We start from the raw sequence: 12,426 nt of genomic DNA on the forward strand, positions 1-12,426 counted from the left end.
GGCTTAAAATGACACCCATGAAAGTGCATGTAAAGCTGATTCAGCAGGATCTGCTGGCAAAAGAAACACGTATCATTGCGGATACAGACGCATTGCTGAAAGAAAACAGGCTGTCCTATTTTGAAGGAAACCAGTACCGTCATGATATTTCTTTTCTGGAAGATGAGATTGTTCTGCAGCGGCGGGGAGATTTTTCTTCCCTTACCAGGATTTCCCATCTGGGCAATGGCACAAGTGAGATTTCTTCGCCATATGGCATGATGAAACTGGATGTGCAGCTGTGTGATTACAGGCAGGAAGCAGGCCGGTGGATGGTGGAATACAAGGTGATGGATGGCACAGATGCCGCGAGTCATCTTAGACTGATCTGGGAAATTGTGTACCCTGCTTAGAATTGCGTTGACATGGGCAACAGGATGCTTTACAATTCACGCGCTGTTTTAAAGCTGGAGCTGCAGAAAGTGCAGCATCGGGGAGGCTGAGGTATGAGTGCAAGAGAAACAATGACGGATGTGGCGTATGGCTACATGGAGAAGCGGAAGAAAGAGATTGAGTTTCTGAAGCTATGGCAGGCGGTATGCAAGTCCATGGATATTCCGGAGGATAAGCAGAGAAGGAAGAAGAGCCAGTTCTATAGTGAGCTGATGCTGGATAATCGCTTTGCATCACTGGAGAATAACAAGTGGGATCTGCGCAACCGCAGAAAGTTTGATGAGATTCATACGGATACATCGGATATTGAGCTGGATGATGACGATGACGAGGTGGATACAGACGATCAGGACAACAGCCTCGATATCAGTGATCAGGATAGTGAAAATAATAAGTATTGAGAGGAATTGGGGAAGCATATGGGGTGTGCTTTCCCTTTCTTTTGCAAAAGCTTTCCATTTGCGTGAGAAAACGATAAAATGGTAATGCAAAAACTAGGAGGAAAATTGATTATGGTAATGGTTTCTGCAACAGAAATGATCAACAAGGCTCATGCAGGTCATTATGCGATTCCGGCGTTCAATACGAACAATCTGGAGTGGACAAAGTGCATTCTGACTGCTGCTGAGGCAATGAAGTCTCCGGTAATCATCCAGTGCTCTGAGGGTGCCGGCAAGTACATGGGCGGCTTCAAGGTTGTCGCTGACATGGTCCGCGATCTGCATGATTCCATGGGTATCACGGTTCCGGTTGCTCTGCATCTGGATCATGGCACATATGAGGGTGCCAAGAAGTGCATCGAGGTTGGCTTCACATCCGTTATGTTCGATGGTTCTCATTATGACATCGAAGAGAACATTGCCAAGAGTAAGGAAATCATTGCTCTGGCACATTCCAAGGGTATTTCCGTTGAGTGCGAAGTCGGTGGTATCGGCGGCACTGAGGATGGTGTAACTTCTCAGGGCGAGCTGGCTGATCCGGCTGAGTGCAAGAGAGTTGCTGATCTGGGCGTTGACTTCCTCGCTGCTGGTATCGGCAACATCCATGGCAAGTATCCGGCTAACTGGGCTGGCCTGAACTTCGACAGACTCGATGAGATCAACAAGGCTGTTGATGGCAAGCCGCTGGTTCTGCATGGTGGTTCTGGTATTCCTTATGAGCAGGTTCATAAGGCTGTTACCCTGGGCGTTTCCAAGGTTAACATCAATACTGAGCTGCAGCTGGTCTTCGCTGATGCTACAAGAAAGTACATCGAAGCTGGCAAGGATCTGGAAGGCAAGGGCTACGATCCTCGTAAGCTGCTGAAACCGGGCCAGGATGCAATCGTTGCTAAGGCTGAAGAGCTGATCAAGGCTTACGGTTCTGACGGCAAGGCTGAGTAATTACAGCTGAAAGTATGAACATGAGCAGGCGGAAGCCTGCTTTTGTTGTGGGAAATCAGTGAGTCAGAGAAGGAATACGTGCTTAGAATAGCGCATGTCTGTAACAGCGATGCAGTGCATGAAAAGTGAGTATTGATACGTAAATGTGGGTGATCGGAATGGTGAAAAATGAGGCGTACAGAAGGGAAAAAATATGAAATTTCGCATCAAAATTGCCATTTTTGCAGGTTTTGACTCAAAAATACAAATTTGTTACAAAAAATGTCACAAAATGAAGATAACTAAGTGTCACATAATTTACACATAAATGAATTTGCTGGCAAGAATGTATCAAAATGGGGCTGTGAGGTTGCAAGCGTTTTCAATAGGCCTAGAATAAAAAGCGTTGAAAGGGGACTTCGATAATTATGAATGAGAAGTTTATGAACGGACTCCTCACCGTAGCAGGCAAGATGCAGTCGAACAAGGTTCTGTCCGCCATTAAGGACGCCTTTATCGACAACATGCCGATCGTCATCGTTGGTGCCTTCTGCACACTGTTCCAGTGGGTAGTATTCCATCACGATCCGGCAGGATCCACGACAGTTTACCTGTCGCTGGCTAACATCCCTGGCCTTGCATGGTTGGAGAATCTCACACCGATTGTTACAACAGCAAACTATGGCTGCATGAATTTCATGGCTGTCAATGTCTGCATTCTTGTGGCAATGCACTTTGCAGAAAACTTGGGACGTCATGGTGACAAGACTGTGCCGGTTCTGGCGCTTTCTTCCCTGGTTACTCTGATGAGCACATCCATCACTGCTACTGCCAAGGCTTCTGATGTCGTTACAGCAAGCAATGGTGCACTGGAGCTTGCCAAGGGGGCTGCTGAGGATACACAGGTATCCATCGCAGCTGGTTCCGGCGTCCTGCAGTCCTTCACTGATGCAAACGCATTGTTCGTAGGTCTGCTGGTTGGTATTCTGGTTACGCTGCTGTATGTCAAGCTGGTTAACTCTGGCAAGGTTACAATCAAGCTGCCTGATTCCGTACCGCCGAATGTCAGCGCATCCTTCGCTGTACTGTTCCCGGTTGCCATCTGCATCCTGGTTGTTGCCATCATTGGCTTCATCTTCAATAATGTGATCGGAACAAACATCTTCAAGGTTATTGCAACAATCATGGCACCTCTGAAGGCGATCATGACTGGTCTGCCTGGCTATCTGCTGGTTGTCTTCCTGATGCAGCTGCTGTGGTTCTTCGGAATTCATGGACCTAACGTTATGTCTGCTGTTACAACAGCATTCATGACACAGGCAAGTGCTGAGAACCTGGCAATCTATACCGAGACAGGTATTCCGTTCAAGACAGCTGCTGAGCCTGCAACTGCTGGTTACAACATCATCTGCAATGCCTTCGGTTCTACATTCTTCTCTATGACTGGTTCCGGTATTACCGGCGGCCTGATCATTGCGATCCTGCTGTTCTCCAAGAGAGACGATTATAAGGCAATTGCAAAGTTGGCTATTCCGTGCGGCATCTTCGATATCAACGAGCCGATCATCTTCGGTATTCCTATGGTTATGAACCCGCTGTTCGCAGTTCCGTTCTTCTGCGCACCGTTGCTCTCTGTCATCATTGGTTATGTGCTGACAAAGATTGGCTTCTGCCCGATGATGGTAGTCGATGCACCGTGGACCACTCCGCCTGTACTGCTGGGCTTCCTGGCTTCTGGTGGTAAGCTGATGGGTGCTCTGTCTCAGTTGATCGCCTTCGCTTCTTCTATCCTTCTGTACACACCGTTTGTTATTGCAGCAAACAAGGCACCGAAGGAAGAGGCTGCTGCAGCGTAAGCTGAACATAATAATTGAAAAACAGTTCTGTGTAATGCAGAGCTGTTTTTTTGCCTGATGGAAAAGGAATCACACAGATGCTGCGTGTGATTCCTTTGGCGTGTATATGGTTTGGGCTCAGCGCTTAATGGAACTGTTGCTCCAGTCCGCAAGTTCCTTCTTGATAATCATGTATTTCTTTTCTGGTACCGGGATGATATCTCCATTGTCCATCAGCAGCTGATATCTTGTCAGTTGGCGGATATAGAAGGGATTGACCATGATGGATCGGGATACCCGCAGAAAGCTGCTGCCATAGTTGGCATCAAAGCTGCGCAGACGGTCAATGGAAATGATATTGCGGTTAGGCAGGTGGATCATGGTGTGTGTTGATCTGTCTACACTTTCCATCCAGGATATGGATGAAACCGGATAGTAGAAATAGTAGTCATTCAGGCCGCGGATCAGCACACGGTCATCTTTGAGCGGAAAACGGTCAAGGGTTGTTTCATCCATCTGGAAGGAAAACATCTTTGAGGATGTGTTGATTGGCTCAGCAATGCTGGATTGATGAAAGACAATCCTGGCAATACCATTGCGCATTGCCCAGATGACATGAATACGAATAATGACTGCCGAGGAGAAATTGGACGGCTGGCTGAACATCATTCGGAATTCGGTCATGATGCTTAACGCAGAAGGGGCAAGTTCAGTTGCGGTACTGGTGATGCCTGAAATCTGTCCATGCATTGGATGGACGGCTTCTGCCAGCTTCTGATACACTTCCTTCCGTCCATGAAAAATCTCTCCTTCATGCATGCCGATCCAATAGACATCCTCAGCCAGACAGGCACATGTATTTGTTACATTCACATCCATCAGATCCAGAATGTACTGCATTGTACGATGGATGAGTTCTTTTCTGTTCATGCTCATAATTGCCTGCAGAAAGTATACGACGCAAACAGATGATTTGTACATTTTTTGCAAAAAAGAATTAATTTTTCATTTTGCTTTGATATCAATGAAAGAAGAATTTGAACGTGCTTACAATTTCCTGTACAGACTATTTTGCATCGTCTTGTCAATTGCCCCGCCCCTAAAGGGACGAGGCTTGTAACTGCCTCCACCAGGACAAATGTGCTCTTTTGAGCCTCCTGGTTTCTGCAAGCGAGGATTACACCTCCTGTGGCGTTACATCGCCGGATGATTGACAACACTCGTTTGATAGCACTCCGGTATACCGAAGCCTTAGCCTAACTCACTGACACGGTTTCCGCATGCTCGATCAGTTCAATCTTATCGAACTGCGGTTTTTCATTTCCACTGACCCACAGCGTACCGAGCATATAGATATTCATTGCACCGACACGTTCATCGTTGCTGGAATACCTGCACTGGCCGCATTTGTATAAGTGCAGATTCTGATCACGGTTTTCTTTTATAACCGCACCACATCTTGGGCAGCGCTGAGAAGTGTACTGCGGGTTTACCTTCAGCACAAAAGAGCCAGTTTCGCCAGACTTATACGTCAGCTTTGTTTTGAAGTCATAAAATGACCAGTTTCGCAAGTCGTGTGTTTGCTTTGCCCCGTGCATATTGTCTTCTTCAAAAGATACTCCGGTCAGATCTTCCAATACGAATAACGTTCCTGCGCCATACTTACGAACGAGTGCCTTACTGATGCAGTGATTGACGTCACTCATCCAACGGTTCTCTCGCCCGGAAATACTTGCCAGTCTCCGTCTGGCTGACCGTGTTCCTTTTGCCTGAAGCTGCGCACGCACCGCGTCGAATCGGTCACGCTTGCGTAAGATATCTTTTCCACTGAAAAACTGTGTTTTCTGCTGTTCATCATAAACAGTTGCCAGAAATCTGAGACCTCTGTCGATGCCTACAACATGCTTCACATCACTCCTTTCGAATTCATCTGTGCTCTTTGTTGCTGAAATATGCAGATACCAGATGTTGTTCAGCTCCACAAGCTTCGCTGTTCCCAGTGTCCAGCTGCCATCCATGAACTTCTGCATGTATTCAGGCAGTATAAAATCACATACAGCACGTTTTACGCATGGAAGAATTACGGGCAGATGTTGAAAAAACACTACTGGAAAGAAATGGCGAAAACAAGAGATAAAAAGCACTGCCTTGGTGTTGATGCGCTTGTTCAGCTTGCGGAAGGACTGGATTACAAGGTAATCCTTGTGCCAAAGAATTGTCTGGAACCTGAAGGAGCTGTGGTGCTTTCAGATGATGAAAGCAATCAGACAGAGTGAATGATAATAAGTATTGAGCTATTCTGATTCAATTGCTGCAAACAGGATCCTGGTGGGGACGGGTACTCATCAGGTCTGATGCAGCTTTACTATGTAAAGACAGAAGGACATGCCGGTATTGCATTATGAAATGCGTCAGAAAGAAAGATATGCAAAATAGAACATCTGTTAACTTGTTGTATGCAGCGTCCCTATGAAAATATTTTTGAATCTGCTATAGCTTTTATACCCTTTACTGCAGTCTCGTAGGGCACAGGTTCTTCGAGTATTCTTGAAGTCAGATTATCGTAGTCGGTCTTGTATATCCTCTTTTCAATAATTTCATTCAAGATTTCTGTAATATCCACACCCGGCTGAGCGGAATGGCAGATTTTAATATCTTTTGCCCGTTCGTTTCTAACTTCCTCAATCAGTTTCTTAAATTCTTCTGTTTGCGGAACAAGAGGAAGCAATTTGTAAATGTCATAAAGATGTCTTGAGTGCCGCTCTGTGGCTCCACTCATGTAGTAATCGCAAATAGCAAAAGTCTTATCAATCAGTGTACGGTCAAGATCCTGTACCTTCATTGTAAATGGCTCAAGCAGGAATCCTTCAATCGCCTCTGGGGCTTCTTCTTCCATCATGTCACCGATATAGCTATGTACTGGAAGAATTACTGTTGGAAAAGAAACTTCAAATGTTGTTGTTTCCAGGAGAACTTTTGGCGGTGCGGCATTGTCTTCTTCGCCCAGAACAGAGTGATAAGCAATAACATACTGGTTGTAGCTTCTTCGGCTTCTTGTTTCATCAAGGTTAGGAATGCTAAGTGCGAGTTCCTCTGCAGTTGCCTTAATAGCTTCTTTCACTTTCTTTTGCTGACTTTGTGTCAGTTTTTCATCAATTGCTACATCAATGTCTTCGGAAAAACGTTTGATCACCTTATGGCATTTCGATAGGGAAGTTCCACCCTTAAAGACGATAAAAGGAAGCCGCTCGGCAAGGCCCCGGAGGATCAGAGTTACATAATAGTCTTTCTCAGCAACAGCAGGTAAAATACCATACTTCTCTGTTGTCAAGTTAATCGCTGTTAGAAATTCAGCTCGATTGTTATGCAGATATTCCATTCAGTAACCCCGCTTCATACATGTTTTTGTAAATCTTATCTGGATAATATTTAAGGTATGGCTTAAGACTATTAAAGTTCATTCCTTTTGCTTTCATGTAAGATATTAACTGATTCTGGAGCCTGGGCCCATCGATCTCAGAAACCTCATCCACTTCTTTTATTAAATCAAGAAACTGCAGTTCTAAAACATTTTCTTTTGTAATGATTGTATAGGGCTTTTTCAGTATAACCCGGACATTACCAATTGTTGTGTTTCTGTATTTTGTGGTTGCCTTGTTTGTAAATACCTCATAGGTCATAGGAACCTGTGTAGTGATTCCAATTTTGTTTGCAAATAGGAGCCCGCCAAGATATCCACAGCATCCATTTTGATCATTCAGATATTTGATCCTGATTACGTCATCAACAGAAAGTGTAGATCCTGATTTAAATATTGATTTCCTGGGAATGTAGTAAATCCCAGTATCAAAGCGTTTAATCAGTCCTTTGGTGGTGAGCTTCTTTAATTGCTGACGAATTGTTACATCATTCATTCCTGGGATCATGATCTCAGCCAGAAGGATCGGCTCATTCTCCTTGAAATTACTTTTCAGAAATTCATACACCTGTTCACCTTGTGTCATAAGCCCGCCTCCTTTAATACAAAATAGAAATAATATATTTCTAATTTGTAGTCTAATTCAGAGCTGGACAATTTTCAAGCGAAAGGAAAGTCTCTATCACTTTTACATTGAAGATTTCTGCAGGGGTGAGATATTTTGCCGCACCTATCGGGCAAGTATCACAAGAGACAATCGAACACTATATTGAAAAACAAGGCTAATAGTAAAACCGCCCCATAAAGGGGAGTGGCTTCTACCGAATTATTTATTTGTGAAACCGCTTAAATGAATCTGAAATTTGTGAAAAAAGTGCGTCATTTCTTGAATTTGGTTGGTGATTTTCCCTCTGCATCTATGGTTTGTCAGAAACCGACGTATAATAACGAAGAGTCTTTTGCTGAGGAGCCAGCTTCCCCCGAATACAGTATTGACCTAGTTGTTTGTACTGTCCTCACCCCAAATAGAAATTCGGTTGGCTCTGAGAAAGGCTCATGGAAAATGCGGCTTTCCCCCAATGTGCCGCATTTCATCCGGTCTGGCTTCTTCCCAAGCCAGACATTTTAATTATGTTGAAAGCGCTGCGTTTTGCCTATAAAATAGAAGACAAGTGTTCCTGGAGGTAGTATCGTATGGCAAAGGCAAATCGCCGCAAGCGGCTCAGCAAAGAAGAGCTGAAAGAGGAAAATGACAGAATCCGCAGTGAATTGGCACAGACCACGGATGCGGAGGGACAGAAACGGATTACGGATCTGTTAAGCAAGGAAAACTGGTATGCGTATCTGTTGTGTGCATTTCTGCCGCCGGTAGGTATCTGGTATGTCTGGGCAAAGCGTGACAAGCATCATCTGACAATGCCTGCCATGGTAACCTGGACAATGATTGCAATTATTATCATTGTCCGCTGGATTACATATTTCATTGGGCTGAAGGGCTGAGCATCCATACGGATGCTTTTTTTGGATGGCGCGTGCAGGAAGGCAGAGACAATTTTCATTTTCAAAGTCTTCATATTCCGTTTAAAATAGGTTATATGCTTGTAAGAGATAAAGTTAAAAACCGGGAGAGATTTACACCGGCTGAGAATCAGATATCGGATTATATCCTGGATCATACACGGGAAGTCATTGAAATGCCGCTGGATGATCTTGCCAAAAAGCTGTATGTCTCCAAGAGTACTGTTATCCGTTTCTGCAAGAAGCTTGGCTTCCGCGGCCATAAGGAGCTTTGCGTACAGCTTGCCCGGGAAATGAATTCTTTCATTGCCGGGGATGAGGTCACAAATGCTGTCATTCAGCAGAATGATTCTGCAGATGGCATTGCCCGTCATATCCTGTCTTTGAAGTACCGTGCCTTGACGGATACATTCAATGATCTGGATCTTTCCAAGATGGAGGAGGCAGCAGATCTGATTGCCCGGAATCATAAAGTTGTGATCTATGGCAATTCCACAGACTATCCGGTACAGTTGGAACTGGCTGCCCGTCTGCGCAGCATCAATTGTGATGTACGGCTGCCGATTCTGCCCAACACCGATTTGATTGAGGCAGCTTCCTGGCAGGATGATAATGTGGCGATTATGCTCTGCTACAATGGAAATTCATCTTCCCTGCAGTCGGTATCGGAAATTCTGCGGCAGAAGAATATTCCGATCATTCTGCTGACTGGTTATGCCCATACCGGCCTGCAGAAGAATGCCACAATTGTGCTGCACTCTGCCTTCCATGCCGAAGGTACAGGTGTGCGGGCACTTGGCAGTTGGGAAGGCATGGGCCTGCTGGCCGATATCCTGTATGGCTTTGTGTTTGCCAGAGACTATGAAGCCAATATGCAGGGGCTGAAACAGCAGGAGACAATGCTCAAGAACGCTGGAAAAGTTGCACAGTAACGCCTTTGCAGTACAATATGTCTGCTGCATTTGAGGCGGAAAGGAAAATCATATGCCAGAAGTAATCAAGATTGAAGGGGGACACCGGCTCAATGGAGAAGTAACGATCTCCGGCAGTAAGAATGCGACGGTTGCCCTGATTCCGGCGGCGGTGCTGGCCAATGGGCCGGTAACCATCGTTGGTGTTCCGGAAATTGCGGATGTACGCAATCTTGCGGAAATACTGAAGATACTGAATGTACAGGTGGATCAGCCCCATGCGGACCATCTGATTATAGATCCTACCCACATGCAGAATGTGGATCTGCTGGATGATGCGGTCACCAAGCTGCGTGCTTCCTATTATTTTATGGGTGCATTGCTTGGCAAGTATCACCATGTCAGAATGAAGATGCCGGGCGGCTGCTATCTCGGCCCCCGTCCGATTGACCTGCATCTCAAGGGCTTTGAAGCACTTGGCGCAACGGTCAAATATGAAAAGGGATGCTTTGAAATCGATGCGGATGAGCTTGTCGGAGACAAGATTTTCCTGGATATTTCTTCCGTTGGTGCCACCATCAATATCATGATGGCAGCTGTCTATGCCAAGGGTAGAACGACGATTGAAAATGCAGCCAGAGAACCGGAGATCATTGATGTGGCAACCTTGTTAAACAAGATGGGTGCACATATCCGCGGTGCCGGTACCAATGTCATTACCATTGACGGTGTGACGTCTTTGTCCGGCTGTTTCCATGAGATCATCCCGGACCGCATTGAGGCAGGCACGTATATCATTATTGCGGCTGCCATGGCGGAAAAGATGAAGATCAACAATGTCATTCCCCATCATCTGGAAGCCCTTCTGCTGAAACTGGAAGAGATGGGCGTGGACATGGATGTCACGGTGGATTCGATTACGGTGCGCCACAGTGATCATCTTAAGGGAACGGATATTACAACCCGTCCGTATCCGGGTTTTGCCACGGATCTGCAGCAGCCGCTGACATCCCTGATGACCCAGGCAGAGGGTGATTCCCATGTGGAAGAGACGATCTATGTGGAGCGCTTCAAGCATTGTGAGCAGCTGTGCCGGATGGGTGCCAACATTGATGTGCATCAGGGCGAGGCTGTGATTCATGGACCGACACCGCTGTATGGCACCAAGGTGGCCGCAACTGATCTGCGCTGCGGGGCTGCCATGGTTGTGGCAGGTCTGCTGGCAGAGGGCACAACCACGATTTCCAACATCTATCATATCGACCGCGGCTATGATCACATTGATGACAAGCTCAATGCCCTGGGTGCTAAGGTATGGCGTGAAAAGGTTGCGGATGACGAAGAAGACTGACTTGATTTGTCAGTCTGTGGATGGTAATATACTGTCGCAACTTTCTTTACGCACGCGTAGAGGCGTAAGGCAGAAGGGAGAATGAACATGAAAGAAGGAATTCATCCGAAGTATTACAAGGCTAAGGTAATCTGCACATCCTGTGGTGCTGAGTTTGAGACAGGCTCCACATTGCCGGAGATCAGAGTTGACTCCTGCAGCAATTGCCATCCTTTCTATACTGGCCGTCAGAGATTTGCTCAGGCTGCTGGCCAGGTAGAGAAGTTCAACAAGAAGTACGGCCTGAAGTAAGATGGACACAACAGACAGCTGATGGATGTCAGCTGTTTTTGTTTGCACTTTTTTGTGGGGAGGCAAAGATCCTGTTTTCATTGTAAAATAGAAAGGAACAGGAGATATTGTCATGGTGAAAGAGGAAACAAAAAAGACGCTTTTATCATTGGATGAAATCAAGAAGTTGTTTGCCGAAAAAGCCGCAAAGAATGAGGAAATCAGCGAAAAGGACATTATGGAGATGGCCGAGAAGAATCATCTCAGTGAGGATGAGGAAGAGGATCTTTTCAACTGGTGCCAGCAAAATGATATTTTCCTGAATGATGAGGAAGATCTGTTCTCGGATGATGACGGGGATGATTCTTCTTCTGATGAGGATGAAGATGAGGAGGATGAATCTTCTGAGGAAGACGAGGAAGCTGATGAAGATCATGATGTGGCTGCTCCGTACATTGAGGAAAACCGCTCTCATGGTGTTGGCGATGCCGAGCGGCAGTATCTGCGCCAGATCGGTCAGATCCCGCTGCTGACAGCACAGCAGGAGAAGGACGCTGCCAAAGCCATGCAGGAAAATCCGGTGGATTCTCAGGCATACAAGGATGCCAAGGATCTTCTGATCTCGAGCAATCTGCGCCTTGTTGTATCCATGGCCAAGCAGTATACCAACCGCGGCCTGTCCTTCCAGGATCTGATCCAGGAAGGCAACCTCGGCCTGATCCGGGCTGTGGAGAAGTTTGACTATACCAAGGGATTCCGTTTTTCTACATATGCAACATGGTGGATCCGTCAGTCCATGGTCAGGGCTATTGCTGACCAGTCCCGCGATATCCGTATTCCGGTCCATATGACGGAGCAGATCATGCGGGTCAATCGTGCCCAGCGCAGCCTGATGCAGGAATTGAACCGGGAACCTACTGTGGAAGAAATTGCCCGTAAACTTGGCAATGGCATGACGCCGGAACGGGTGCGTGAGATTCAGGGCATTGCCCAGCAGCCGGTCTCTCTGGAGACACCGGCTGGTGAAGAGGAAGACAGCACGCTGAGTGATTTCATCGAGGATAAGTCTGCTGTTAATCCGGAAGATTACATGAACGATCAGGCGATGAAGGACATGGTGGCTGATATGCTCAAGTCACTGCCGCCAAGGGAAGAGATGATCCTGCGGATGCGCTTTGGTCTGGATGACGGCCGGCCCAAGACCCTGGAAGAGGTTGGCAAGGCGTGTGATGTGACCAGGGAAAGAATCCGACAGATTGAGGCCAAGGCTCTGCGCCGGCTGCATCGGATGCATGCCCACCGCACGGAGCTGGAAGATTTGAAGAGTTAG

14 protein-coding genes are annotated in these 12,426 nt (G+C 46.5%); 10 read left to right on the forward strand and 4 right to left on the reverse strand.

Annotated elements, in window-relative coordinates; genetic code table 11:
• Window positions 1-17: 17 nt before the first annotated feature.
• From DHU66_RS05345 to DHU66_RS05360, 4 genes are all read left to right on the forward strand, one after another.
• Window positions 18-392 (forward strand): hypothetical protein, encoded by a 375-nt coding sequence (locus DHU66_RS05345; RefSeq protein WP_135358310.1) that lies wholly within the window; start codon window positions 18-20, stop codon window positions 390-392.
• 93 nt (window positions 393-485) lie between these two features.
• Window positions 486-833, forward strand: coding sequence for a DNA-directed RNA polymerase subunit delta (rpoE, locus tag DHU66_RS05350; protein WP_108774845.1), 348 nt, complete (start codon window positions 486-488; stop codon window positions 831-833).
• 111 nt (window positions 834-944) lie between these two features.
• Window positions 945-1,814, forward strand: coding sequence for a class II fructose-1,6-bisphosphate aldolase (fba, locus tag DHU66_RS05355; RefSeq protein ID WP_108774846.1), 870 nt, complete (start codon window positions 945-947; stop codon window positions 1,812-1,814).
• 407 nt (window positions 1,815-2,221) lie between these two features.
• Window positions 2,222-3,649, forward strand: a complete 1,428-nt coding sequence (locus DHU66_RS05360) for a PTS sugar transporter subunit IIC (protein WP_108774847.1) — start codon at window positions 2,222-2,224, stop codon at window positions 3,647-3,649.
• 117 nt (window positions 3,650-3,766) lie between these two features.
• Here DHU66_RS05360 and DHU66_RS05365 read toward each other — a convergent pair whose 3' ends face one another.
• Complete coding sequence (locus DHU66_RS05365; RefSeq protein WP_167836276.1) at window positions 3,767-4,558, reverse strand: LytTR family DNA-binding domain-containing protein; 792 nt, start codon at window positions 4,556-4,558, stop codon at window positions 3,767-3,769.
• 326 nt (window positions 4,559-4,884) lie between these two features.
• Window positions 4,885-5,658, reverse strand: coding sequence for an RNA-guided endonuclease TnpB family protein (locus DHU66_RS05370; protein WP_108774849.1), 774 nt, complete (start codon window positions 5,656-5,658; stop codon window positions 4,885-4,887).
• Between the two features lie 87 nt (window positions 5,659-5,745).
• Between DHU66_RS05370 and DHU66_RS12150 the strand changes: the two genes are divergently transcribed.
• On the forward strand, window positions 5,746-5,904 hold the full coding sequence (locus DHU66_RS12150) for a hypothetical protein (protein WP_167836277.1): 159 nt from the start codon (window positions 5,746-5,748) through the stop codon (window positions 5,902-5,904).
• Window positions 5,905-6,095: 191 nt separating this feature from the next.
• On the opposite strand, the gene DHU66_RS05380 is transcribed toward DHU66_RS12150, so the two are convergent.
• Together DHU66_RS05380 and DHU66_RS05385 are read right to left on the reverse strand one after the other, a co-directional pair.
• The gene (locus DHU66_RS05380; RefSeq protein ID WP_108774851.1) at window positions 6,096-7,007 is read right to left on the reverse strand and encodes a nucleotidyl transferase AbiEii/AbiGii toxin family protein; all 912 of its coding nucleotides are present in this window, start codon (window positions 7,005-7,007) and stop codon (window positions 6,096-6,098) included.
• Window positions 6,991-7,632: a DUF6088 family protein gene (locus DHU66_RS05385; RefSeq protein ID WP_108774852.1), complete on the reverse strand. Its 642-nt coding sequence runs from the start codon at window positions 7,630-7,632 to the stop codon at window positions 6,991-6,993. Before DHU66_RS05385 ends, DHU66_RS05380 begins: the two co-directional genes overlap by 17 nt.
• A gap of 608 nt (window positions 7,633-8,240) precedes the next feature.
• On the opposite strand from DHU66_RS05385, the gene DHU66_RS05390 reads away from it, so the two are divergent.
• From DHU66_RS05390 to rpoD, 5 genes are all read left to right on the forward strand, one after another.
• The gene (locus DHU66_RS05390; protein ID WP_108774853.1) at window positions 8,241-8,546 is read left to right on the forward strand and encodes a hypothetical protein; all 306 of its coding nucleotides are present in this window, start codon (window positions 8,241-8,243) and stop codon (window positions 8,544-8,546) included.
• A gap of 95 nt (window positions 8,547-8,641) precedes the next feature.
• On the forward strand, window positions 8,642-9,496 hold the full coding sequence (locus DHU66_RS05395) for a MurR/RpiR family transcriptional regulator (RefSeq protein WP_135358312.1): 855 nt from the start codon (window positions 8,642-8,644) through the stop codon (window positions 9,494-9,496).
• 52 nt (window positions 9,497-9,548) lie between these two features.
• A complete protein-coding gene (locus DHU66_RS05400; protein ID WP_108774855.1) occupies window positions 9,549-10,826 on the forward strand; it encodes a UDP-N-acetylglucosamine 1-carboxyvinyltransferase in 1,278 nt (425 codons plus the stop codon).
• Window positions 10,827-10,913: 87 nt separating this feature from the next.
• Window positions 10,914-11,117, forward strand: coding sequence for a 50S ribosomal protein L31 (rpmE, locus tag DHU66_RS05405; RefSeq protein WP_108774856.1), 204 nt, complete (start codon window positions 10,914-10,916; stop codon window positions 11,115-11,117).
• A 112-nt stretch (window positions 11,118-11,229) separates the two neighbouring features.
• Complete coding sequence (gene rpoD / locus DHU66_RS05410) at window positions 11,230-12,426, forward strand: RNA polymerase sigma factor RpoD (RefSeq protein WP_108774857.1); 1,197 nt, start codon at window positions 11,230-11,232, stop codon at window positions 12,424-12,426.

This window comes from Lactimicrobium massiliense (assembly GCF_900343155.1).
GTDB classification, from domain to species: Bacteria; Bacillota_I; Bacilli_A; order Erysipelotrichales; family Erysipelotrichaceae; genus Bulleidia; species Bulleidia massiliensis.